The organism is Methylobacterium phyllostachyos, assembly GCF_900103445.1.
Taxonomy (GTDB): Bacteria; Pseudomonadota; Alphaproteobacteria; order Rhizobiales; family Beijerinckiaceae; genus Methylobacterium; species Methylobacterium phyllostachyos.
The window spans coordinates 1-23,606 of sequence record NZ_FNHS01000006.1; the positions used below are offsets into that span (position 1 = coordinate 1).

Sequence of the window (23,606 nt, forward strand, 5' to 3'; positions counted from 1 at the left end):
CAGTCTGTCGCGTCGCGTCCGCGGGCCATGACGATACGTCCGATGCGGGGTCGGTTGTGGCGGGCGTCGAACGTGTACCAGCGCGGTCCTTCGGGGCCTTCGAGGAAGACCTCGAACCATGCGGAGAAGTCCATCGGCGCCGGGTCCTTGGGCACGCCGATGTCGCCGAGATAGCCGGTGGCGTAGCGGGCCGGGATGTTCATGCACCGGCACAGGGTAATCGCCAAGTGTGCGAAGTCCCGGCAGACGCCCTCGCGCTGCATGAAGCCGTCATGGGCGGTGCGGGTGGCGTCGGCGCGCTGGTAGTCGAAGCGCAGGCGCTCATGGGTATAGTCGACGATCGCCTGGACACGGGCCCAGCCCTCCGGGGTGGTGCCGAACAGCGACCAAGCGGTCTGCGACAGCTTGTCGGTGTCGCAGTAGCGCGAGCCGAGCAGGAACATCAGCACGTCGTCCGGCAGATCCTGCACCGGGATCTGACGCGCCTCCGGCACCACCGCGTCCGGAACGCCAGTATCCTCCACCGTGATGTCGACTGCGATCGTCAACTGCCCCGGCGGCGCGACGATGCGGTGGCAGATATTGTCGTAGGTATCCCGATACTCGTGGGCCTGGAGCGGCGGATCGAAGGTGATCGTGTGGGGCGTCAGCACGTCCGGCATCCGCGATGGGTGGACGGTCAGCATCAGGATCATCGGGGTTGGTTGGGCCATCGTGAAGGCGATCTCGAAACCCGTCTTGATCTTCATCGCGGCCACCTCACTCTGTCGTCATCCGCGCGGGGTCGCCACGCACGCTCGTTCCGGGTTCGACTCAACGCGCCGGGACCGGGTCGGACCCATGGCCAGGACGCTCGGTCTGCCCGGTTGCGGGTGTCTCGGTAAGCTCGACCACATCGACCTCGACACGCATGCCGAGGTCGTCGCTGGCCAAGCCGTAGAAGGAGCCGTGCAGCGGCACGGCCTGGGCTGGGTCGCGAGCGACCGCCACGCGGATCAGATCGCGGTTCCCCACGATGCCGTTGGTCGGGTCGAACTCGACCCAGCCGGCACCAGGTAGGTAGACCTGTAGCCACGCATGTGTGGATCCGCCGCCGACATGGCGCGCCCGGTCGTTGCGAGGATTGTAGAGGTAGCCGGATACGAATCGCGCGGCCATGCCGAGGGCCCGTACCGCCTCCATCATCAGCACCGCGAAATCGCGGCACGAGCCGCGCCTGCCACGCAGGGTCGTGAGCGGATCCTGCACCCCCTTCTCGGAGCGTGCGAGATAAGTGAAGTTGGCCCGCACGCTGCGGGTCATGGCGGCGAGCAACTCCTGCGTCGGGATTCGGCCCTGCTCCGGCAGGAAGCTCCGGGCCCAGGCGTCGACCTCGTGACGCGGATCCGGCCATTGCCGCTCGATGGAGCGCGCGAGATCGGGCATGTCCTCGGCGCCGTAGCCGAACGGGTAGTGAGTCGCGTGCGGGGCGAGCGGAAAGACCGGCGCGTGTTCGGGCGTATGTTCGAGGGTGATGCCGCAGGCAAAAGTCAGCCTCTCCGCCCGGGTCGCGAACGTCGCCACAGCCACGCAATTGCCGAAGACGTCGAACATCCAGCGCAAGGCGGCTGGCTCCGGGGTGATGTCGAGGGTCGCCTCGATCAGCCTCTGGTCGTAACTGTCCCGCGGCCGGAACATGATCCGGTGCTCACCGAAAGAGACGGGACGCCGATACTGGTAGACCGTGCGATGATGGACGGACAGGATCGGCAAATCGGCTCTCTCCCGGCGCGTGCCGACAGGGTCTCCAACGAAGCTCGACACACGATGCAAGGGCTGGGCCCGGAACCAGCCAATCCTTCACCCCAAGACCAAATCGTGGCCGGGAGGCCGGATTCCGACGTCGCTGAGCGGCCTCAAGCCGCGCGCTACGTCCCGTAGAGGGTCGCGGCGGGAATCCGGCATTCAGGGGGCTATCAGAGCACCGGCGGTGCCGGCTCCGCCGCGGCGCGCTCGGCTTCGACCAGAACGTCGAGGGGCCGCCATGGCTTGGCGATGAAGACCGCCTCGCGCGGTAGCTCAGGGCGGGGCAGATCGTGGCCCGACGTGACCACCAGCCGGGCCCGAGGCCAGAGCGTTGCGACCGCTCGGGCGAGTTGCAGGCCATCCATCTGGCCAGCCAGCCGGATATCGGCGAAGACCAAAGCGACATCGCCACCGCGAGCCTGCAACACCGCGAGGGCCGCCTCCGCGCTATCGCAACCGACGACGTCGAGTTCGGTCTCTTCGAGCAGCGTCTCCGCCAGCGCGCGGATCTCCCGGTCGTCCTCGACCACAAGGGCGACCCGCGGATGCGTCTCCGCCGCGGGGGCGACGGTGGAGTTTTCCTGCGCGGCCTCGTCGGCCTCCGTCTGCCGGACGCGGCGCACGAGGGCCGCAAGATGCTCCGGCATGCCCTCGGAAACCAAATTGTCGTAGAATGACGCGAGTGTCCGACCGATCTGATCGAGCGGAATACTCGGTGACAGCGTATCGGTAAGCGGCAGGGGTGCGCTCGTCTGGTGCTTCCTCAAGGACTCCCCCCGAAGTCTGCCGATGCGCCCGACGAAAACGCGGCGCACAGGGAGGAAAGTCGGCAATCCGCCGGTGGTTGCGCGCGGCTGATCGAATCGCGCCGACGCTCCCCGAGCCGTTACTGCGTGGCGGTCTCCGCGTCGGCATACGCCATGATGCCCGACACGGCCCGCACGTTCTGGTAACGCGAGCCGCGGCTGCTCATCATCGCCTCGAACTTCTCGTGAACCTGCGCCACCGACAGGCTCAGGGGCTTGCGGTGCCGGCCCCGGCCGACGAACCGGCCCGCGGCGAAGAAGATCGAGCGGTTTGCCCGGGCCGGGCCGGGGAGCAGCGCGGCGGCGGCGGCGGCCGGCTTGTTCACGACATTGGCGAGGAATTCCTCGGCGTCGTCCGGTCCGAGGAAGTGGGCGAGGTAGACCTCGCCCAGGGTGAGGTCGCGCCCGATGCGCAGGGCGATGCGGGCCGCGTCGCGCTTGAGCATCTCACCGGCCATCAGCGCCGAGAGATAAGGGTCGCGGCGGAGTTCGAGCACCCGGGCACGCTCGGCCGGATCGAGAATGACGGGCCGGTCGTTCGAATCGGCCGTGATCAGCGCGGCCTCCTTCTCCAGCCCGTACTTGGCGCCGAAGTCGCGGACGACGCCGAGCCACGTGCGCTCGATGAATTGGTAGAGGCCGGTCGCCGAGGAGGTCTTGGCCTGGACCGCGGTGACGAAGCTCGACTCCTTGTCGGCCACAGCCATGAGAAGGACCGGATCCGTCTGGACCGCCTGGGCGGCGCGCACGATCGTCTGGACGAGGTGGCGCCGGATCTTCATCGGGCCGAATTCGAGGATGTCGTTCGGATCGCCCGCCGCGCTTTCGGAGAGCAGGAAGTCGTAGGAGACGCGATCGACCGTGTTGGAACCGATCTCGGTGTCGAGGTCGTGCACGGCAGCGAAGCTCGATGAGGCGCGCAGGGGCGTGCGCTCCAGCTCGTCCTCGAGCGCGACGGTGTGGATGCGCGGACGCGGCATCGGAATCTCGGTGGCGGCTTCAGCGACCGACACGGCCGGCGACAGGCCGACTTTGCCGAGATCGACCCCCGACCCGATCAGGGCCGCGCTGAGGCCGCCGGCGATGAGCGCCACGGTCATTACGGACCGCAGAAGGGCCGGACGGCTGCCATGGGCGCGACCGAGCATCGGCTGCGCGGCGATCACGTCGGCGCGGCCGGCGCCGAAATGCCCGGGCGCGGAAACCGGCTTGCCTGTAGTGGTCTTCGACGTTCCCACCGAGCGGCCCTGCATCGTTGATCCGAATCCTCGCGCGCCGGTGATGGCGCCTGGATTGAACATCGCTTGACAGATGTGGCGAGAACACGGCCGCCCATATGGCGGCTGTGGGGCGGATCGCGGTGAATTTGCGACCGCCCCCTGGAAACCACAGGGTGCGCACATCGAGGGGCACGCATCCAGCATCCCCTGACCCCGGAGCCCGGCCCCACGCGCGAATCGTAACGGTCTTCGGCGATCACCGGCCCGCTAGGGAGCCGCGGGACGGCAAGGACTTAGGTCCCCGCGCCGATTGCAACGCGATCGGGAACGGCTCTAAGAGGGCGCCATGCGGGTTCCGCTCGAAGGTGAGCGCTGCCCGGTCCCGTGTTCCTGCCAGAGTCAGCCCCGATGAGCGGCGTCAACGAGATCCGGTCGACCTTCCTCGACTACTTCGCCAAGGCGGGACACGAGGTCGTGCCCTCTTCGAGCCTCGTGCCGAAGAACGATCCGACGCTGATGTTCACCAACGCCGGCATGGTGCAGTTCAAGAACCTGTTCACGGGCGTCGAGAAACGCGCCTACAGCCGGGCGACGACGGCGCAGAAGGTCGTGCGAGCCGGCGGCAAACACAACGACCTCGACAATGTCGGCTACACCGCGCGCCACCACACGTTCTTCGAGATGCTCGGCAACTTCTCGTTCGGCGACTATTTCAAGGACCGCGCGATCGAGCTGGCCTGGACGCTGATCACCAAGGAATTCGGCCTGAAACCCGACAAGCTACTCGTCACCGTCTACGCCGACGACGATGAGGCGGCCGGACTGTGGAAGAAGATCGCTGGCCTGTCCGACGAGAAGATCATCCGCATCGGGACATCCGACAATTTTTGGCAAATGGGCGATACCGGTCCCTGCGGCCCGTGCTCGGAGATCTTCATCGACCAGGGACCGGCGCTTCGGGGTGGACCGCCCGGCTCCCCGGACGAGGATGGCGACCGGTTCCTGGAATTCTGGAACCTCGTGTTCATGCAGTACGAGCAGCTGGAGCCGGGCTCGCGCAACCCGCTGCCGCGGCCCTCGATCGATACCGGCATGGGCCTGGAGCGCATGGCGGCGATCCTTCAAGGCGTTCACTCGAACTACGACACGGACCTGTTCCGGGCGCTCATCGATGCGGTAGCGCACGCGGTCTCGCGGGCCCCCGAGCCCGCGACAATGGCCTCCTACCGGGTGATCGCCGATCACCTGCGGGCCTCATCCTTCCTGGTGGCCGACGGCGTGCTGCCGGGCAACGAGGGCCGCGGTTACGTGCTGCGCCGGATCATGCGCCGGGCCATGCGTCATGCCGAGATCCTGGGCGCGCGCGAGCCCACCATGTTCCGCCTCGTGCCGACCCTGGTGCGCGAGATGGGCCAAGCCTATCCCGAGCTGATGCGGGCCGAGAGCCTGATCGCCGAGACCCTGAAGCTGGAGGAGACCCGGTTCCGCCGCACCTTAGAGCGGGGCCTGTCGATCCTGGATGCCGAGAGTCGCGATCTCAGGGAGGGCGACAAGCTCTCCGGCGAGACCGCCTTCACGCTCTACGACACCTACGGCTTTCCCCTCGACCTGACTCAGGATGCCCTCAAGGCGCGCGGGATCGGCGTCGATACCGACGCTTTCGCGGCGGCGATGCAGCGCCAGAAGCAGGCGGCCCGCGAGGCCTGGAAGGGCTCGGGCGAGGCGGCCACCGAGACCGTGTGGTTCGGTCTTCGCGAGCGCGTCGGCGCCACCGAATTCCTGGGTTACGAGACCGAAAGCGCCGAGGGCATCGTCACTGCGCTGCTGCGTGATGGCGCCGAGGTGAAGAGTCTGGAGGCCGGCCAGACCGGCCTCGTCCTCGTCAACCAGACGCCGTTCTACGGGGAATCGGGCGGTCAGGTCGGCGATACCGGCCTGATCCTGGCGCCAGGGGTGCGGGCGCAGGTCACCGACACGCAGAAGAAGCTCGGCGATGTGTTCGTCCACCACGTCACCGTGAGGGAGGGCACCCTGAGTCTCGATCAGGCGGTGGAGCTGAAGGTCGATCACGCCCGCCGGAAGGCGATCCGTGCCAACCACTCGGCGACCCACCTGCTGCACGAGGCTTTGAGGCAGGTGCTGGGCGACCATGTCGCCCAGAAGGGATCGCTGGTGAGCCCCGAGCGGCTGCGTTTCGACATCAGCCATCCGAAGCCGATTGAGGCGGACGAACTCGCCCGGGTGGAGGATATCGCCAACGCGGTGCTGCTCCAGAACGCACCCGTCGTGACCAAGCTCATGGCCGTGGACGACGCCATCGCGTCGGGGGCCCGGGCGCTGTTCGGCGAGAAATATGGCGATGAGGTGCGAGTGGTCTCGATGGGACTGCCGGTCGACGCGCAGGCCGAGGCGGTGAAGTCCAAAAACTTCTCCGTGGAGCTTTGCGGCGGCACCCATGCGGCCCGCACCGGCGATATCGGCGCGATCACCATCGTGGGCGAGAGCGCGGTGGGTGCGGGCGTGCGCCGGATCGAGGCGCTGACGGCCGACGCGGCGCGCCATCACCGGGCTACGGAGGCCCGGACGCTGGCGGCTCTCGCGGGAATCCTCAAGGCCCCGGTCTCTGAGGCACCGGACCGGCTTTCGGCGCTGGTGGAGGACCGGCGGCGTCTGGAGCGTGAGTTGGCCGAGACCCGGCGCAAGCTGGCCATGGGCGCTTCCGAGCCCGGGTCCGGGCGGTCCTCCAGCCAGAGCGAGGTCGGCGGCGTGGCCTTCCGGCGCTCGGTGATCGAGGGCCTCGACATGCGCGACCTCAAACCGATCGTCGATGAGGAGAAGAAGCGACTAGGCTCCGGGATCGTCGCAATTGTCGGCGTGGGGCCCGACGGCAAGGCCGGTCTGGTGGTCGGCGTCACCGACGACCTGACCGCGCGCTACGACGCGGTCGGGCTGGTGCGGGCCGGTGCCGGCGCCCTCGGCGGAAAGGGCGGCGGCGGCCGCCGTGATATGGCCCAGGCCGGTGGGCCCAATGGCGCCGGGGCCGAGGCCGCCCTCAATGCCGTCGCGCAGGCTCTCGTCGAGGCTGCCTGAGACTGGTTTCGGGCGGGGCCGCACGTGTTTCGGCGCGGCCCCGTATCACGGTCGATATCGCGGTGCGGATTACTTGCCGCCGCCGCCCGCGCCGCCCTGAGGTGCGACCCGCGACGGCTGGTTGGCGTTGCCGGCTGCGGCCGAGTCGGCGGAGATCGTGTCGGCCGGCTGGCCGGTCGGCGAGTACGTGACCGCCGGGTCGCTGCCCGTGGTGTCGGACTGCGTGCTGACGACACCCCGCGAGCCGGGCGGTCCGACCAGGGTCGTGCCGGTCGGCGTCTCGATGACTTGAGCGGTCGCGGGCGCGATGACGCCGATAGCAAGAACGGTGGCGAGTAGTGTCCGGGTCATGACAAATTCCTAAGGCTGTCCGACCCAGGCAACTTTGATCGCGCGCTATCGATCCTGCGATGTTGCGACGCGGGATGGATTCGCCGCGGCCTTCGCCGGGCGATGACTCCGTGGCCTAGTTGACCCGCGTCCACATCTGCCGCTTGCAGAAAACGCTCATGACGCAACCTGAGACCTCCAAGCTGTTGGGGCCGGTCAGGCGCAGCGATCCGGAATAGGTCTTGCCGTCGTTCGGGTTGTAGAGCGAGCCTGAATAGCCCGAACCGTCCGGCTGGCGCGCGTCGAGGATCTGCACGCCGACGACGCTGCGGCCGCGCAGGGCGGGATCGGGATTCTTGGCGTCCAGACCTTTGCCGGGGGCGCTGACGATCGTCCCGCAGAAGCCGCCGCCGCAGGGAGCGATGCGAATGCGCGAACTGCCGGTCTCCGTGAGCCACAGCCCGGCCGGATCGGCCGCCCGCGCCGGGCTGCTCACCGCGCCAGCCGCAAGCATCGCGAACCCGAAACGACCAAGCCACGAACGCATCGTCATTCCTCCTGATGAATTATCGTACGAAAGCGTGACGCTCGCCACCGAAGCGCTTCGTCAACGTGGCGTTGGCGGCAGCGCAGTGCCGAGATAGGTTTCTACGACTTCGCAGAAGGGTTGGCCCGCGCCCGTTGTGAGCACGGCATCGACCTCGAACAGCGGATCACCCGGTCCCGGGCCGATATTCGGGGCGGGGGCCCGAACCTCGACGGTCCGGCGCACCGGGGCGAGCGCACGGACGACCCGGCCGAACGGCGTGCGGGTCTGGTCCAGCGCGGCGTTCATCTCGGGCGTCAGCCGGGCCGGGACGTACCAGTTGTCCGCCTCGGACATCACGTGATCGCCGCAGACGAGGCGCACCCGGCGGTAGCGTACCGGTTCGTCCGGCCCGATATCCAGTCGGGCGCGCTGCACGACGCTGAGCGGTTTGTCGGGACCTGGAAGCCGCTGGGCCACGAGATGCGGATCGGCTGCCAGCCTGTGCTCGGCGCACCAGCTTTCGAGGGCGAGTGTCGCGCTGTGCGAAGCGAGAATGCGGCTGCGCAGATCCGCGACGAGGGCCTCGGTACGCGTGCCCCGCTCGATGGCCGCCGGAGCCTCGGCCCGGGCGTTGCCCGAGCCACTCATCAACAGCGCGGCCAGCCCTGCCAGCAGGATGATGGCCTGGGCGCCACGAGCGAGGGGATGCGCGATGCAGTTCGTCGGCCCGACATCGGGTTGGCCCGGTAACGGCATCTCCACACGTCAACTCCTCGGGGACGGACCAGATTGCGTCGGCGGTTAAACGCCGGCTCCCTTCCGGAGTCCATCCCGGTTGCGCGCATCGCCGAAAGGAGGCGTCTTTCAGCGCGCGCGCTGCGCCGCCGGCGGCAGATCGGTGCAGAGGCCGAGCGCCGCCTCGGCGGCGAGGCCGACCGTCTCCCCCAGCGTTGGGTGCGGATGGATCGTACGACCGATATCGGTGGCATCCGCCCCCATCTCGATCGCGAGCGCGACCTCGCCAATCAGGTCGCCCGCGCTCGGACCGACGATGGCGCCACCTACGACACGCTTGGTCCCGGCCTCGAACAGCAGCTTGGTCAGGCCGTAATCCGCACCGTTGGCGATGGCCCGGCCCGACGCGGCCCAGGGGAAGCGCGCCACCTCGACGACGCGGCCGGCTGCCTTCGCCGCCGTCTCGGTGAGGCCGACCCAGGCGATCTCGGGGTCGGTATAGGCCACGGACGGGATCACCGCGGCATCGAATCCGGCCCTGTGGCCGGCGGCCACCTCGGCGGCGACATGGCCCTGGTGGACAGCCTTGTGGGCGAGCATCGGCTGACCCACGAGATCGCCGATGGCGAAGATATGCGGCACGTTCGTGCGCATCTGGGCATCGACCGACACAAAGCCGTTCTCCACGCTCACACCCGCCGCCTCCAGGCCGAGGGCGGCCCCGTTCGGCCGTCGGCCGGCCGCCTGGAGCACGAGATCGTAGGTCGTGGCCTGCGCCTCGCCCGACAGGGTGACGGCGATACCCTTCGGGTCAGCCATCGCGGAGGTCACCTCGGTCCCCGTGAGCAGGCGCTCGAAGCGGTGCGCGTTGCGCTTGGTCCAGATCGCCACAAGATCGCGGTCCACGCCCTCCAGCAGGTTCGGCAGCCGCTCGACGACATCGACCCGGGCGCCCAGAGCGCTGTAGACGGTGGCCATCTCCAGGCCGATGATCCCGCCGCCGATCACCAGCAGCCGGCCCGGCACGCAGGGCAATTCCAGCGCGCCGGTCGAGTTCACGATACGCGGATCCTCCGGCAGCATCGGGAGCGCCACGGGGGACGAGCCGGCCGCCACGATCGCTCGGGTGAAGGCCAGATCCCGTGTCACCCCGTCGTGGAGCGCCACCGCGGCCGTCTTCGGGCCGGTGAAGCGTGCGGTCCCGCGGATGACGGTGACTTTGCGCTGGCGTGCCATCTGGGTCAGCCCGTCGGTGAGACGGCGCACGGTGCCGGCCTTGAAGGTCCGCAGCTTCTCCAGGTCGATCGCCGGCGCGCCGAAGCTGACGCCATGGGCGGCGAGGCGCTGGGCCTCCTCGGTGACGGCCGCCACGTGCAGGAGCGCCTTGGACGGGATGCAGCCGACATTCAGACAGACACCGCCCAGCGTCGCGTTGCGCTCCACCAAGATCACGCGTTGCCCGAGATCGGCGGCCCGGAAGGCGGCAGAATAGCCGCCGGGACCGGCGCCGATCACCAGCACGTCACAGTCAATGCCCGAGCGCTCGGTGGTGATCGGCGCGGCGGGCGCGGGGGCAGGGACAGGGACAGGCGGCGTATCCGCGGGCTGGTCCGCGGCGACGCGGGCGATCAACGTCCCGGCTGAAACCGTGTCGCCGAGGCCGACCAGCATCTCCACGAGGCGCCCCGCCACCGGGGACGGGATGTCCAGGGTCGCCTTGTCGGACTCGACCATCAGCAGCGTCTGGTCGCGGGCGATCGCTTGACCGGCTTCGACCGAAATCTCGATCACCGGCACGTCGGCATAATCCCCCAGATCGGGGACGCGGATCTCGTGGATCTCGGGCATGGCGCGGACCGTTACAGCAGGGCGCGGCGTAGGTCCGACAGGACCGACGCGACGTGTCCGAGGAAGCGGGCGGCTGCGACGCCGTCCACCACGCGGTGGTCCCAGGAGAGGCTGAGCGGCAGGATCAGGCGCGGCTGGAACGCTGTTCCGTCCCAGACCGCCTCCATGCGCGCGCGCGCGGCACCCAGGATCGCCACTTCGGGAGCGTTGATGATCGGAGTGAAGCCGTCGCCGCCGATGCCACCGAGCGACGATACCGAGAAACAGCCGCCCTGCATGTCGGAGCCCGGCAGGGTCCCGGCCCGGGCCTTGGTGGCCATCGCGGCCATCTCGGTGGCGATTTCTATGATGCCCTTGCGGTCGCAGTCGCGCACCACCGGAACCATCAGGCCCTTCGGCGTGTCCACCGCGAAGCCGACATGCACGTAGTCCTTCAGGACGAGGTCGCTGCCCTCCAGGGAGGCATTGAAGCGCGGATAGGCCCGCAATGCCGAGGCCGCGGCTTTGATCAGGAAGGCCACCATGGTCACCTTCGCGGGCGGCGTGCGCGTCTGCGTGTTCAGGCCGGTGCGGAACGGCTCGATCTCGGTGACGTCGGCCCGGTCGAAATTGGTGACGTGTGGGATCGTCAGCCAGTTGCGGCTGAGATTGGCACCCGAGAGCGTCTGTATCCGCGACAGTGGCTCCCGCCGGACGGGGCCGTACTTGGCGAAATCGACCTCCGGCCAGGGCGGCAGGCCGGCCCCGATGCCCGTGGCCGGGACGCTCGGTCGAACGGACGGGGCGGCGAGGGCTGACTTGACGAAGGCGTGGATGTCTTCGCGCAGGATCCGTCCTTTTGGACCGGTGGCCGGAACGCGGTCCAAGGCCACGCCGAGCTCGCGGGCGAGCTGGCGCACGGACGGGCTGGCGTGCACACTGCCAATCGATGCCGGAAGCGGTTGAGGCTGCGTGGTCTCCGGTTCGGCGCGAGAAGCCCTTTCTTCCGCAAGGGGTAAAGGAGCAGCGTCCCGTCCGGGATCCGACTGTGCAAGAGCGAGCGGCGGATCCATGACCGGTGCCGTTCCACCTTCCTCCGCGGGATCCACCAGCAGGATCGGTGTCCCCTCCGAGACCTTCGAGCCCACGCCCACCAGCAGCTCGCGCACGATGCCGGCGACCGGGGAGGGGACCTCCATGGTGGCCTTGTCGGATTCGATGCTGAGAACCAGGTCGTCGACGGCGAGCCGGTCACCCGGCTTCACGAGAAGCTCGATGACAGGCACGTCCCGGTAGTCGCCGATATCCGGGAGGGCGATCTGCAGCGCGGCGCTCATGCGGGCGGATTTCCGTAGGTCGGGCGTTCGGAGAAGGGGGAGGTGGGGTACCCCTCAGGGGTACCCGGCCTCAGACGGTCCAGGGCGCAGGCGCGTTTGCCGCGATGCCGTACCGGCGGATCGCTTCCGCCACCGCGGTCCGCGGCACCGTGCCGGCCTCTGCGAGGGCGTGCAGCGCCGCAATCACCACGTGCTGCCGGTCGACCTCGAAGAACCGGCGGAGGGCGTTGCGGGTGTCGCTGCGGCCGAAGCCGTCGGTGCCAAGGGCCACGAAGCGTGCGCCGACATAGGAGGCGATCAACTGCGGATAGGCCCGGACATAGTCGCTCGCTGCAACGATAGGCGTCGTGCCGGGCAGCAGCGCCGCCACGTGGCTGACCGGCGCCTCGGTCTCAGGGTTGAGCATCGCTTGCCGCTCGGCCTCGCGGGCATCGCGGGCCAGCTCGCTGAAGCTCGTCACGCTGAACACCTCGGCCGCGATGCCGAAATCCTGCGCGAGCAGATCCGCGGCCGCGATCACCTCCGGGAGAATCGCGCCGGAGCCGAGGAGGCGGACCGCACCCGCTCCGTCCTCCGGCCCCGACAGGCGGTACATGCCCTTCAGGATACCGGCCTCCGCCCCCTGCGGCATGGACGGCTGAGCGTAGTTCTCGTTCATCGCGGTGAGATAGTAGAAGGCGTCCTCGCCCTCCTCCATCATCGCCCGGGCGCCCCGGTCGACGATCACCGCCATCTCGTACGCGAAGGCCGGGTCGTAGGCCCGGCAGTTCGGGATCGCGGCCGCCTGCATGTGGCTCGACCCGTCCTGATGCTGCAGGCCCTCGCCGCCCAGTGTCGTACGACCCGCCGTGGCGCCGATCAGGAAGCCGCGGGCGCGCTGGTCGGCCGCCGCCCAGATCAGGTCGCCGACCCGCTGGAAGCCGAACATCGAGTAGTAGATGTAGAACGGCAGCATCGACAGGCCATGGACGCTGTAGGCCGTGGCCGCCGCCGTCCAGGACGAGATCGCCCCGGCCTCGGTGATGCCCTCCTCCAGAAGCTGCCCGTCCCGGGCCTCGCGATAGTACAACATCGAGCCGGCATCCTCCGGCTCGTAGAGCTGGCCTTCCGGCGCGTAGATCCCGACCTGCCGGAACAGGTTGGCCATGCCGAAGGTCCGCGCCTCGTCGGCCACGATCGGCACGACGCGCGGACCGAGATCCTTGTGCTTCAGAAGGTTGCCGAACAGGCGCACCACCGCCGTGGTCGTCGACATCTCCTTGCCGCCGGCCTCGAGCGCGAAGCCCGCATACGTGGAGATCGCCGGAACCGCGACGGTCGGCGCCGTGCGGCGGCGGGCCGGCAGGACGCCGCCGAGCGTCTCGCGGCGCTCGCGCAGGTAGCGCATCTCGGCGCCGTCCTCGGCCGGCTTGTAGAAGGCCAGGCCTTCCACCTGGGCGTCGGTGAGCGGCAGGGCGAAGCGGTCGCGGAAGGCGCGCAGCGCGTCGATGTCGAGCTTCTTGGCTTGGTGGGCGGTCATGCGCGATTCGCCCGCGCCGCCCATGCCGTAGCCCTTCTTGGTCTTGGCCAGGATGACCGTGGGCCTGCCCTTCGCGGCCTTGGCGGCCGCGAAGGCCGCGTGAAGCTTGCGGAAATCATGGCCGCCGCGCTTCAGCCGGTCGACGTCGGCATCCGACATGTGGGCGACGAGTGCGCGCACCTCCGGATCCTCGCCGAAGAAGTGGGCGAGGTTGTAGGCGCCGTCCTTCGCGCCGAGCGTCTGGTACTTGCCGTCGACCGTCTCGGCGAAGCGGCGCAGCAGGGCGTGATTGGTGTCGCGGGCGAAGATCCCGTCCCACTCCGAGCCCCACAGCACCTTGAGGACGTTCCAGCCCGCGCCCCGGAACAGGCTCTCCAGCTCCTGAATGATCTGGCCGTTGCCGCGCACCGGCCCGTCGAGTCGCTGGAGATTGCAGTTGATGACGAAGGTCAGGTTGTCGAGGTTCTCGCGTGCAGCGAGCGCCAATCCGCCGATCGATTCCGGCTCGTCCATCTCGCCGTCGCCGAACACGCCCCAGACGTGCCGGCCCGCCGTATCGGCAAGGCCGCGATGGCCGAGATAGCGCATGAAGCGCGCCTGATAGATTGCGTGGATGGGTCCGATGCCCATCGAGCCGGTCGGGACCTGCCAGAAATCCGGCATCAGCCAGGGATGCGGGTAGGAGCACAGGCCGTCGCCGGCGATCTCCTGGCGGTAGTGCTTCAGCTGCTCTTCGGAGAGGCGTCCTTCGAGGAAGGCCCGGGCGTAGACGCCTGGCGCCGAATGCGGCTGGAAGTAGACGAGGTCGCCATCCACCCCGCCCTTGAAGAAGTGGTTGAATCCCACCTCGAACAGCTCGGCCGCCGAGGCGTAGCTTGCCACGTGGCCGCCGAGTTCGCCGTAGGCCATGTTGGCGCGCACCACCATGGCGAGGGCGTTCCAGCGCATGATCGAGGTCAGGCGCTCCTCGATGTCGAGTTCACCCGGATAGCGCGGCTGCTGCTCCAGCGCGATCGTGTTCCGGTAGGGCGAATAGGGCAGGGCCTCGTCGAGGATGCCGATCTCCTTCGAGCGCCGCTCCAGGCGGTCGAGGATGAAGCGGGCCCGGGCGGCACCTTCGGTGCGGAACAGCGATTCCAGAGCCGCCAGCCAATCCTGCGTCTCGGCCGGGTCGTGATCGACCTCGGCGGACCGCGCGATCGTGGCCTTCGGCGGTATGGCGTTCATGGGCGCAGCCTTCCTCGTCGGCCTGGATGATACCGGCCGAGCGGTGGCTGGACATGCCCAATAATTGCACTGGCGGCCGTTTACAGGATGGTTCATCCTGTAAACTGCAAATTGGCGGTTAATTCGACCTCGTCCGGTCGAGGAACGCGTTGGCGGCCTACGGGAGGAGGATCGAATGGCACCGCGACCGACCCCGCTCGATGCTGCCTCCTTGCGCATCCTCGAACGGCTGCAACAGGACAGCGAGATCAGCATCGCCGAGCTGGCCGAGCAGATCGGGCTCTCGACCTCCCCGTGCTGGCGGCGGGTGAACGATCTGAAGGAGGCCGGCGTGATCCGCGGCTGCGTCGCGGTGGTGGATCCGCTGAGCCTAGGGCTCGCGGTCAACGTCTTCGTGCATGTCTCGCTGGAGAAACAGACCCAGGCGGCGCTCCAAGCCTTCGACGAGGCGGTGCGCAACCGCCCGGAGGTGATGGAGTGCTATCTGATGAGCGGCGAGGCCGATTACATGCTGCGCGTCGTGGTGGAGGATCTGAGCCAGTACCAGAAGCTCGTGCTCGATCACCTGACCCGGATCCCCGGGGTCGCGAACATCCGCTCGAGTTTCGCGCTGGGGCAGGTGAAATACACGACCGCGCTGCCGCTCGGCCACCTGACGAGGTAAGCCGGGTCGCTCAGTGGCGGCACATGGTTGCCGGCCGGGCGAACTCAGATCGGAAGCGTTCGGATGTCTTGCGCCTCGAGCGCGGGCTCTAGCCGCACTGTACGAGGGGAGGATGGTGGAGCCTAACGGGATCGAACCGATGACCTCTTCCATGCCATGGAAGCGCTCTCCCAGCTGAGCTAAGGCCCCAAATGTTTTAACAGCGCTTCTCGTCCCGAACAGGGCCGCGTCACGCGAGGTAGGATGGTGGAGCCTAACGGGATCGAACCGATGACCTCTTCCATGCCATGGAAGCGCTCTCCCAGCTGAGCTAAGGCCCCACTTTTTCATCCCCCGCGGTTTGGGTCCCGCGGGGTCTCGCCGTCCGGCTTGCGTCCGGCGAGGCCGGTTCTATAGGCGGCTCGCACCGCGGACTCAACCCCTTTTTTCGTTCTCGTCAGGGGTCTTGAAGGCGAGACGGAGACCGCCTCAGCCCTCCTCGTCGTTCTCGATATCGCCGTCGATCAGGTCGGAGACATCGTCGTCGCCGGTATCCTCCTCCTCGAGGAAGGTGTCGTCCTCGGCCGAATCCCCGTCTTCGACGGTCTCGTCGTCGGGTGTCGGATCCGCCTCGTCCTCGGCGGCCTCGACCTCGTCGAGGGAGACCAGCTCCGGCCCCTTCTCGTCCGTCTCGTCCTCATCGTCGTTGGTGTTCGAGGCCCGCGACAGCGCCGGAGGCGCCGCGCGGCTCGATGTGGCGACCGCCTGGTAGACCGCACCGCATTTCGGGCAGACGGCGGGATCGCGGGCGAGGTCGTAGAACTTCGCGCCGCAGCTCATGCACTGGCGCTTCAAGCCAAGTTCCGGTCGGGCCACGGGCGGACACCTCGTCGTCACTACTATCTTTGGGGAGGGGCCCCGTTAGTCGTGGGCGCCGCCCCTGTCAATCGACCCCGCGGGCGACCCGGCAGGACGGCATCGCCGGGCGGCGTCTCTCCGAGGGATCCGGTGGATGACGTAAGTCGGCCCGCATGTTAACCGCACCCCGATTCCATGGTCCGAATGCAGCGGCGCGGCGAGCCCGCGCGACGCGCCGGATCCCGGCCCACCCCATCGAGACCGAACGGACGTTCCGTGTCGCACGATCTGCCCCCCGAACCCCTGACCGCCGCGCCGGGCACGCCCCTGAGGGGGCGGCTGCGCCCGCCGGGCGACAAGTCGATCTCGCACCGGGCGATGATTCTCGGCCTGCTGAGCGAGGGTGAGACCCGGGTCGAGGGCCTGTTGGAAGGCGACGACGTGCTGCGCACCGCGGCCGCGGCCAAGGCTCTGGGCGCCGGCGTCGAGCGCCTCGGCGAGGGGCGCTGGCGCGTGTCCGGGGTCGGCATCGGGGGCTTGAGCGATCCGGCCGAGGTCCTCGATTTCGGCAATGCCGGGACCGGCTCCCGATTGATGATGGGCGTGGTCGGCGGGCAGCCCGTCACCGCGACCTTCGACGGCGATGCCTCCCTGCGTTCGCGCCCGATGCGCCGCATCCTCGATCCGCTCACCCGCATGGGGACGCAGGTCCTCTCCGAGGCCGAGGGCGGGCGTGTGCCGTTGACCCTGCGCGGGCCGCAGGAGGCGATTCCGATCACCTACGAGACGCCGGCCGCCTCGGCGCAGATCAAGTCGGCGGTGCTGCTCGCCGGTCTCAACGCTCCGGGAACGACGACGGTGATCGAGGCGGCGGCGACCCGCGATCACACGGAGCGGATGCTGCGGCTGTTCGGCGCCGCGGTCGAGGTCGCGCCGCACGGGCCCGAGGGCCACGGCCGCCGCATCGCGCTCACCGGGCAGCCGACCCTGCGCGGGACTGATGTGGTTGTGCCGGCCGATCCGTCGTCGGCGGCGTTCCCGCTGGTGGCCGCGCTGATCGTGCCCGGCTCCGACGTCGTGATCGAGGGCGTGATGATGAATCCGCTCCGCACCGGCCTCATCACCACCCTGCTGGAGATGGGCGCGCAGATCGAGCGCGTCGCCGAGCGCGACGAAGGCGGCGAAACCGTCGCGGACCTGTGGGTGCGCGCGAGCCGTCTGAGCGGTGTCGATGTCCCGGCCGAGCGGGCGCCGGCGATGATCGACGAGTATCCCGTGCTGGCGGTGGCGGCGAGCTTCGCCACGGGCCGGACACGGATGAACGGTCTGCACGAGCTGCGCGTGAAGGAATCCGATCGTCTCGCCGCCGTAGCGGCGGGTCTGGCGGCCAACGGCGTCCGTCACACGGTCGTGGGCGACGACCTGATCGTCGACGGCGACGGGACGGCCCCGGCCGGCGGCGGCACGGTGGCAACCCATCTCGACCACCGCATCGCCATGGCGTTCTTGGTCATGGGGCTCGCCACCCGGTTTCCCGTTACGGTAGATGATGGCGCCATGATCGCCACCAGCTTCCCGAGCTTCCTTCCGACCATGCAGGCCCTCGGCGCCCGGATCGGAGGGTGAACGACATGCCGCTCGTCATTGCGATCGACGGCCCGGCCGCCTCGGGCAAGGGCACGCTGGCCAAGCGCCTGGCCGACCATTACGGCCTGCCGCATCTCGATACCGGTCTGCTCTACCGTGCCGTCGCTCTGGCGCTGCTCGATGCCGGTCTCTCGCTCGACGACCGCGAGGCGGCGGCCCGGGCGGCCGAGGCCCTGGATCCGGAGAAGCTCGATGACCCGCGCCTGCGCGAGCGGGCCATGGGCGAGGCCGCCTCACGGGTCTCGGCGGTCCCGGAGGTCCGCGCGGGGCTGCTTCTATGGCAGCGTCGCTTCGCCGCCGATCCGCAGGGCGCCGTGCTCGATGGGCGCGACATCGGCACGGTGGTCTGTCCCGAGGCCGAGGTGAAGCTGTTCATCACGGCGTCGTCGGAGGAGCGGGCCCGCCGCCGCCATCGGGAACTCGCCGGCCGCGGCGAGACGGCGAGTTTCGCGGCTATCCTGGCGGATATCGAGGCGCGTGATGCCCGCGACGCCGGACGGGCGGCTGCGCCCCTCCGAATGGCTGGCGACGCGGTGCGCCTCGACACGACGGAGTTGGATGCCGATGCCGCCTTCGACGAGGCGCGGGGGATCGTGGAACGGACGCGGGGCAGCGCCCGCTGAACGATCGTCCCCCGGAGCGATCTTGCCCAGGCCTTGTTGACCCCCCGGTTCGGCTCACCTATTGCGGACGCGCCGTCCCCGGCGACCGGCCACAGGCACACCCGGGACGCGAGCGCGTAGCTCAGCTGGTAGAGCAACGGACTTTTAATCTGTAGGTCCTGGGTTCGAGTCCCAGCGCGCTCACCATCAACTCGCTATCAGCAGGGTGGTTTTCGGATTGGCCGGGGGTTTCCCGGGCACCTGCGTTTAAAAGAACGACCTACCGGTTTCCTAAGTCCGTAGGAGACCCGTCGCTCAAGGGCCAACCCAAAGACCCATTTCCAGGTCTCCGACCAACCCGCCTTCCTCTTTGCCGTGTCGCTTCGGGCAAGCCGCCCGTCTATGTCGCTGGCGTCGGGGCGCACCATCTGTTCGAGCCTATCGACGATCGCCGAGGCTTCCGCTTCAGGGCAGCGGATTTCCAGCGGCGTATCCACCGCGTTCTTGCGCAAGCTCGCGAAGACGAGGCCAGCGTCCCGGATCCGTTTCAGGGCCGCCACTTTCGCCGTCGACGCTTCGGTATGCTGGCTGCTGGCGTTCCTCGCGATCAGCGCGCGCTGCCATGTGGTCCGGCTAGATCGTCAGGGGGCAGGATTCGCCAGCCTTGCGCCGGTGCGGCGGATCCGATGCGCCGGAAGCAAGGCAGCTGATGAGGCTGACCGCGCCGTCCTTCGGCATTGATACGGCCTTCGCGGCGATGAGCGGCACGCCGCCGACGAATGGCAGCGTCCTGGCCTCGCACCGGCGGTGGGCATGACCGGCATAGCTTATCAGCGGGCAAGGTCGGCTTGGAATGATCCGTCTGCAGAGGGGGCTTCCGTAGAGCGATGGCATGCGCACGTCGCCGGTTCTGGACCAGAACCGCCCCACGTGGGCGCACCGCCGGCCAGGAGCTGGTTCAGCAAGTGCGCCATCAGCGCAGCTTGATAGGGTTTCTGCAGCACCGGAACAGACCGATAAGTTTCCTCCAGGCCCCGCGCGCCATAGCCGGTCGCGAACAGGAAAGGTGTGCAGCGCTCGCGCAGCAGATTGGCTACCGGATAGCTCAAAGCGTCGCCGAGATTGACGTCCAGCACGGCCAAGTCGAAAGTCTCAGCGTGAACATAATCCACGGCCTTGTCGAGGCGCATGGCAACGATGACCTCGCAGCCAAGGTCGAGCAGCATATCCTCGGCCATCATGGCCACGAGGCTCTCGTCCTCGACGAGCAGAACGCGACGCCCTTCCAGCAAATTCATCGGGCAGGATGCCCGTCAAGTGTCTCCTGCCCGACCCAGCCGAGCTGGGTCAATGGGACCTCGAGCTGGCAGACGACGCCGTCCGGCGCGTAGGTGATTGCGGCTCTGCCATCGAACTCCATCGGAAGTTGCCGCTCAATCAGCCGGGATCCGAAGCCTCTGCGTGTGGGGCGAGTGACCGGCGGCCCATCGTGCTCTTCCCAGCTGAGGGCGAGCTGCTGCCGGCCGTCATCCAGAGCATGCAGGGCCCATGACACTGCAACGCGACCTTCCGGGATCGACAGGGAGCCGTATTTGGCGGCGTTGGTCATCAGCTCGTGCAGCGCCATGCCCAGGGTTACAGCAACTTTGGGGTGCAGGCGCGCATCCGGTCCGTCTAGCACGAAGCGGGTTACGTCGACCTCTGCCAGGCGGTGCGGTGCAAGCGCGCGCTCGACCACGCTGCGCAGGCTGGCGCTTTCCCAGTTGTCCTCGACGAGCACGTTATGGGCGGTCGACAGCGCCGCCATGCGGGAGTCGAACACTGCCCGCGCAGCCTGATCGGTCTGGCCACGGAACGTCTGCGCGGCAATCGACTGCACCGTGGCCAGGGTATTTTTGACCCTATGGTTCAGCTCGTTGATCAGCAGGCGCTGGCGCTGGGCGGCGGCCTTCTCCTCGGTGATGTCGCGGACCTCGATGATCGTGCCGATGATGTTGGCCGCGTCGTCCCGGATTGGGCTGGCCGTGAAACCCACGGCATAGAAGTGTCCGTCCCGGTGGACGAAAACCTCTTCGCCGCGTTCCTGATTGTTTTCCGGAAAGGCACGGTCGATCGCGCATTCCGCCAGTGGGAATGGACGGCCGTCCGGATAGGTGTGATGCACGATGTCATGCAGCGGGCAGTCGCGGGCGAGGACTTCGGGGAGCGTCCAGCCTGTCAGCTGCTCGGCGGCGCGATTCATGTAGATGCAATGTTGGCGGTCATCCATCAGGAAGATGGAGACCGAGGCGTTGTTGAGCACGGCATTGAGGCGCCGTTCGGTCTCGAACAGTTGGTCTGCACCAGGCCTGAGGCTCGCAAGCGGTGTGCTGGCGGCGGGGACAGATTGCAGCGGCTGCCGGGTATTCGGCACTGATACGACCCTTCACTGCTGGTTGGTCAAACGGGCGTGGCCCAACGAACCGTCGGGATCGTGCACCAGGCATCCTGCCTCGCGCTAGGTGCCGCGAGGTCGAATGTGTCAACGCGCTGCCCGGAGGGGCGTTTTATCCCGCAGGCGCGACGGACTGCAGCGAGGATTGGACATACGCGGCCGGCCGTCAACCTGCCGCCTCCATTCCGGATACTGGGTCTCCCTGGCATCTGTTGGCTTCCTCGACCCAACAATGGGATCCTCCTGTGTTCGTTATGGCCTCTGAAACGTGGGCGGGTCCATCCGGACGCGCTGATGGATCGGCTTCTCCGTGGCAGCGATACCGACTGCGCCGCGACAGCCAGCATCTCGGCGGCTATCGCGGGATCGTGGAGCGCGCCCTGGTATGGCTCGCTTGCATCCACCGACCGACCATACGTTACGACCGACGCGCCGACATCCACCATCCCCTCACGACACGCGCCTGTGGCCTCATCTGCCCGGCAAAGCTTTAAGCCTGCCGCAAACTCGACAATTGCGGATGCGCGGGTCAAAGGATCCTTGCGGACTTGGAGATTGAACGTGACCGACGAAGTGCGATCTGGCTTGCCGATGGTAGTTCCGGAGCCCTTGAGCGACCTGGAGACGCTCCAAGCCCGTTTAGCAGTCGCCGAGCAGCGCGAGGAAGCCGTTCGGATGGTGCTGCGGGCGCTGATTGCGAGCCTGCGCCCGTTCGGCTTCGATAAGAAGCGGTTCAAGCGCTGCGTCTTCGAGGAAGGCCAGGATACGCCCGACGAAGGCCCGGCTTCGGTCCGCCATACCGTTTTGAACCAGGAAGCGCGCCGAGTTCTCCGCGAGGCTCGCTGACGATCGACTTTGGGCGGCGTGCGGCCGAGCGATCGCATATGGTTTTTGGGTTGAGGCCGATCGGATTTCAGGGCTGATTCGATCGGGTGGTGGTGCCGCGACGAGCGGGGCGTTCGATCCTGTCACTGGGGGTAGCGGCCCGCGGGCCGTCAGTGCGCGGTACCAGCCTTGAGACATGATTTTCATCACCCTGGGGGTGATGCTGTGCCGGGCTCAGTCGTGCACCGGCAGGTGCTCCTTGCGTCGGCCAAACTCGAACTGCCGCGGTCGGCGCTTAGATTTCAGCACCGCGCTCCCGGCCACGACACGTCTAGCCGCGTGTTTCGGGCGCTGGCGTCCGTATCGTCCGGTGCGGTCTGAGGGCAGCCCTCAAGCCTGTTTGCCGGGGGCTGAAGGGCGTATCGCCTTCAACCGCAAAGCCTCCGCGGCAACCACAAGCGCGACCGCTCGGCGGTTCCGCTCCGCTTGGCAACGCCTGTCCAGCCGAGGCTTGGTTGTTGATCAGCCAGCGCCGAGCGTCCGAGCGCTTTGCGGCGCCGGATGGCCGATAGGCGCTCCACCGCAGTCGTTCGGATGGCCACGTGGCGCTGGCCGATGGCCCCTCCGGCGCACCGATACGGGACGAACCATTCTCGCAACGTCCGCAGACTACGCCCGTCGTTATGGCCAACCATCCAATGCACTGGCACAGGCGCTGATTGGCTCCCATCCGCACAGCTGCAGACCGTCAACGCTTGATGATGACCGCTGTCTGATAAAAGCCAGCAGTTCGTTGAATAAGCTTAGAAGCTCAACTTCGCGCAAGAAGCCGCCACGGCGAGACGGTCAGCCCGTGTCGTCGTGTGGAGATTGAGGTTGCGTTTGGGTGGATCAGCACACCGGCCGAGCTGAGACAAGCCTGCTACCGTAGGAAGACCGAGGCCGGGGCGCGTTTCCATTTTTGGGATCAGTTGATGACGACCGCCGACGCATGTCCAAGTCGGTGGCGCTGCTCATCACTTGATCTGACATCGACGCGCGCCACCACGACAGTCCGTGATCCAGGCTCTGGCCAACATCGCTTCGACAAACGCGCCCAGGCGATGAAAACCATTGCCGCGGCTTACTTGCGACTTCCGCAACAGCCTCCTAGCGGAAATCAAAGACGCGAAAGATCCTCAAGCCAAGCCTCGAGAAGGCCCATCTCTTCAGCTCCAACGACCCCAATATCTATCAGTGCTTGATAACACAACCGCATCGCAGCAGGGATCTCCGCTTCGCCGATTGGAATATCGAGTCCGCACAGCGTGTTGCGGATGCGGGTGTTGTGGAGGTAGCCCGGAATTTCTTCTTCAAAGTCACGCATCAAATCATGTTCGTTGCGTTCCTGAAACACCGTCGCGGAATGGAACAACACGCCCCAGTCGTTTGCGTAGGCAATCCTCTGCGCAACAAAGCTACGCCAGATATCCGTCATCCGGAACGAGCAATAATAAGGAAGATAGAGTAATGGAAAAGCAGGTTTAAAAAATGTGGTATTCTGACTATTGAATGGGCACCAAGAATGACGGAGTGCCACGGGCTCGCGTTGCTCGAAGTCTAAAGGAAGGGGCAACACCAATCGATAGATCGCATCGACGTCGGGATTTTCATCAGCCAAGCCCTGCTGTATCGGGCAGTAAACCTCAACCTCCGAGAGGGTATCGATTGCGGGAGGCGAAACGCGAACCTTGTCGAGGGGCAAGCCACGTGGCCAGATGGGTTGGCCCGAGAACCATGCGTAGACGTTCGTCCACTCAGCGGCTTCGTGGATCCGAGCTTTGACGGTCGCACTTCGCGGAGCCCAGAACTCTGGCCGCGGAATGTTGTCATCATCGGTCTCGATTAAAACCGTCGCACCATCTGCAATAGCACGAAGATAGCCGACGTTCTTCCGAGCGTAGTGTTTAGCCGGGGCAACAGCGCCGTATCGGAATCCCGAATGCCGTTGTGCCTCAAGGTCAAGGTACAGCGCGCCGTCTTGGTGGAAGCCGGCGGGACTTTTGGAGTCGCCAACGATCACGAACTGCGCGTTAAGCTGCGGAGCATCGCGAGCAATCTCGACAATCGCACGAGTTGGCGAATTTATGGTGGTGATGACAACCGCGTATTTTTCGCTCATGTAACCCTCTATAAGACCCGCGCCTTCAACG

19 protein-coding genes and 3 tRNA genes are annotated in these 23,606 nt (G+C 67.3%); 6 read left to right on the forward strand and 16 right to left on the reverse strand.

The features are described from left to right. The 4 genes from BLQ49_RS10695 to BLQ49_RS10710 form a co-directional block, all read right to left on the reverse strand. Positions 1 to 749 (reverse strand): transglutaminase-like domain-containing protein (locus BLQ49_RS10695; protein ID WP_091715722.1); only part of this gene is annotated, 749 nt, incomplete at its 3' end. Positions 750 to 813: 64 nt separating this feature from the next. Further along, positions 814 to 1,752, reverse strand: a complete 939-nt coding sequence (locus BLQ49_RS10700; RefSeq protein ID WP_091715724.1) for a transglutaminase family protein — start codon at positions 1,750 to 1,752, stop codon at positions 814 to 816. Between the two features lie 203 nt (positions 1,753 to 1,955). Further along, on the reverse strand, positions 1,956 to 2,495 hold the full coding sequence (locus BLQ49_RS10705) for a response regulator (protein WP_091716173.1): 540 nt from the start codon (positions 2,493 to 2,495) through the stop codon (positions 1,956 to 1,958). Between the two features lie 176 nt (positions 2,496 to 2,671). After that, complete coding sequence (locus tag BLQ49_RS10710) at positions 2,672 to 3,844, reverse strand: transglycosylase SLT domain-containing protein (RefSeq protein WP_091715725.1); 1,173 nt, start codon at positions 3,842 to 3,844, stop codon at positions 2,672 to 2,674. A gap of 375 nt (positions 3,845 to 4,219) precedes the next feature. On the opposite strand from BLQ49_RS10710, the gene alaS reads away from it, so the two are divergent. Next, positions 4,220 to 6,901 (forward strand): alanine--tRNA ligase, encoded by a 2,682-nt coding sequence (alaS, locus tag BLQ49_RS10715; protein ID WP_091715727.1) that lies wholly within the window; start codon positions 4,220 to 4,222, stop codon positions 6,899 to 6,901. Between the two features lie 69 nt (positions 6,902 to 6,970). Here alaS and BLQ49_RS10720 read toward each other — a convergent pair whose 3' ends face one another. The 6 genes from BLQ49_RS10720 to mdeB all read right to left on the reverse strand — a co-directional run bounded on the left by BLQ49_RS10720 (position 6,971) and on the right by mdeB (position 14,405). Next, positions 6,971 to 7,252: a hypothetical protein gene (locus BLQ49_RS10720; protein ID WP_091715729.1), complete on the reverse strand. Its 282-nt coding sequence runs from the start codon at positions 7,250 to 7,252 to the stop codon at positions 6,971 to 6,973. A 115-nt stretch (positions 7,253 to 7,367) separates the two neighbouring features. Beyond that, positions 7,368 to 7,778 (reverse strand): DUF2147 domain-containing protein, encoded by a 411-nt coding sequence (locus BLQ49_RS10725; RefSeq protein ID WP_091716175.1) that lies wholly within the window; start codon positions 7,776 to 7,778, stop codon positions 7,368 to 7,370. Positions 7,779 to 7,838: 60 nt separating this feature from the next. Then, complete coding sequence (locus BLQ49_RS10730; RefSeq protein WP_425283993.1) at positions 7,839 to 8,408, reverse strand: hypothetical protein; 570 nt, start codon at positions 8,406 to 8,408, stop codon at positions 7,839 to 7,841. A gap of 216 nt (positions 8,409 to 8,624) precedes the next feature. Then, entirely contained in the window at positions 8,625 to 10,343 is a 1,719-nt protein-coding gene (lpdA, locus tag BLQ49_RS10735) for a dihydrolipoyl dehydrogenase (protein ID WP_091715731.1), read from the reverse strand. Positions 10,344 to 10,354: 11 nt separating this feature from the next. After that, on the reverse strand, positions 10,355 to 11,659 hold the full coding sequence (locus BLQ49_RS10740; RefSeq protein WP_091715732.1) for a 2-oxo acid dehydrogenase subunit E2: 1,305 nt from the start codon (positions 11,657 to 11,659) through the stop codon (positions 10,355 to 10,357). Between the two features lie 70 nt (positions 11,660 to 11,729). Continuing rightward, positions 11,730 to 14,405, reverse strand: a complete 2,676-nt coding sequence (gene mdeB, locus BLQ49_RS10745) for an alpha-ketoglutarate dehydrogenase (RefSeq protein ID WP_091715733.1) — start codon at positions 14,403 to 14,405, stop codon at positions 11,730 to 11,732. Positions 14,406 to 14,580: 175 nt separating this feature from the next. On the opposite strand from mdeB, the gene BLQ49_RS10750 reads away from it, so the two are divergent. Further along, a complete protein-coding gene (locus BLQ49_RS10750) occupies positions 14,581 to 15,069 on the forward strand; it encodes an Lrp/AsnC family transcriptional regulator (protein WP_091715735.1) in 489 nt (162 codons plus the stop codon). A gap of 113 nt (positions 15,070 to 15,182) precedes the next feature. Here the strand turns inward: BLQ49_RS10750 and BLQ49_RS10755 are convergent. The 3 genes from BLQ49_RS10755 to BLQ49_RS10765 all read right to left on the reverse strand — a co-directional run bounded on the left by BLQ49_RS10755 (position 15,183) and on the right by BLQ49_RS10765 (position 15,924). Beyond that, positions 15,183 to 15,258 (reverse strand) — tRNA-Ala (locus BLQ49_RS10755). A gap of 55 nt (positions 15,259 to 15,313) precedes the next feature. Then, positions 15,314 to 15,389: transfer RNA gene (locus BLQ49_RS10760), tRNA-Ala, on the reverse strand. Between the two features lie 148 nt (positions 15,390 to 15,537). Further along, entirely contained in the window at positions 15,538 to 15,924 is a 387-nt protein-coding gene (locus tag BLQ49_RS10765; protein WP_091715736.1) for a TIGR02300 family protein, read from the reverse strand. Between the two features lie 258 nt (positions 15,925 to 16,182). Here BLQ49_RS10765 and aroA point away from each other — a divergent pair, with 258 nt between their 5' ends. The 3 genes from aroA (at position 16,183) to BLQ49_RS10780 (ending at position 18,362) form a co-directional block, all read left to right on the forward strand. Further along, on the forward strand, positions 16,183 to 17,532 hold the full coding sequence (gene aroA / locus BLQ49_RS10770; RefSeq protein ID WP_091715738.1) for a 3-phosphoshikimate 1-carboxyvinyltransferase: 1,350 nt from the start codon (positions 16,183 to 16,185) through the stop codon (positions 17,530 to 17,532). 5 nt (positions 17,533 to 17,537) lie between these two features. After that, positions 17,538 to 18,176, forward strand: coding sequence for a (d)CMP kinase (cmk, locus tag BLQ49_RS10775; RefSeq protein ID WP_091716177.1), 639 nt, complete (start codon positions 17,538 to 17,540; stop codon positions 18,174 to 18,176). Between the two features lie 110 nt (positions 18,177 to 18,286). Beyond that, positions 18,287 to 18,362: transfer RNA gene (locus BLQ49_RS10780), tRNA-Lys, on the forward strand. 623 nt (positions 18,363 to 18,985) lie between these two features. On the opposite strand, the gene BLQ49_RS10785 is transcribed toward BLQ49_RS10780, so the two are convergent. After that, positions 18,986 to 19,453, reverse strand: coding sequence for a response regulator (locus BLQ49_RS10785; RefSeq protein WP_091715739.1), 468 nt, complete (start codon positions 19,451 to 19,453; stop codon positions 18,986 to 18,988). Next, complete coding sequence (locus tag BLQ49_RS10790; RefSeq protein WP_091715741.1) at positions 19,450 to 20,568, reverse strand: sensor histidine kinase; 1,119 nt, start codon at positions 20,566 to 20,568, stop codon at positions 19,450 to 19,452. Before BLQ49_RS10790 ends, BLQ49_RS10785 begins: the two co-directional genes overlap by 4 nt. Positions 20,569 to 21,150: 582 nt before the next feature. Here BLQ49_RS10790 and BLQ49_RS28940 point away from each other — a divergent pair. Continuing rightward, the gene (locus tag BLQ49_RS28940; RefSeq protein ID WP_143012244.1) at positions 21,151 to 21,435 is read left to right on the forward strand and encodes a hypothetical protein; all 285 of its coding nucleotides are present in this window, start codon (positions 21,151 to 21,153) and stop codon (positions 21,433 to 21,435) included. Positions 21,436 to 22,573: 1,138 nt separating this feature from the next. Here the strand turns inward: BLQ49_RS28940 and BLQ49_RS10795 are convergent. Continuing rightward, positions 22,574 to 23,575, reverse strand: a complete 1,002-nt coding sequence (locus BLQ49_RS10795) for an STELLO glycosyltransferase family protein (protein WP_091715742.1) — start codon at positions 23,573 to 23,575, stop codon at positions 22,574 to 22,576. Between the last annotated feature and the right edge of the window lie 31 nt (positions 23,576 to 23,606).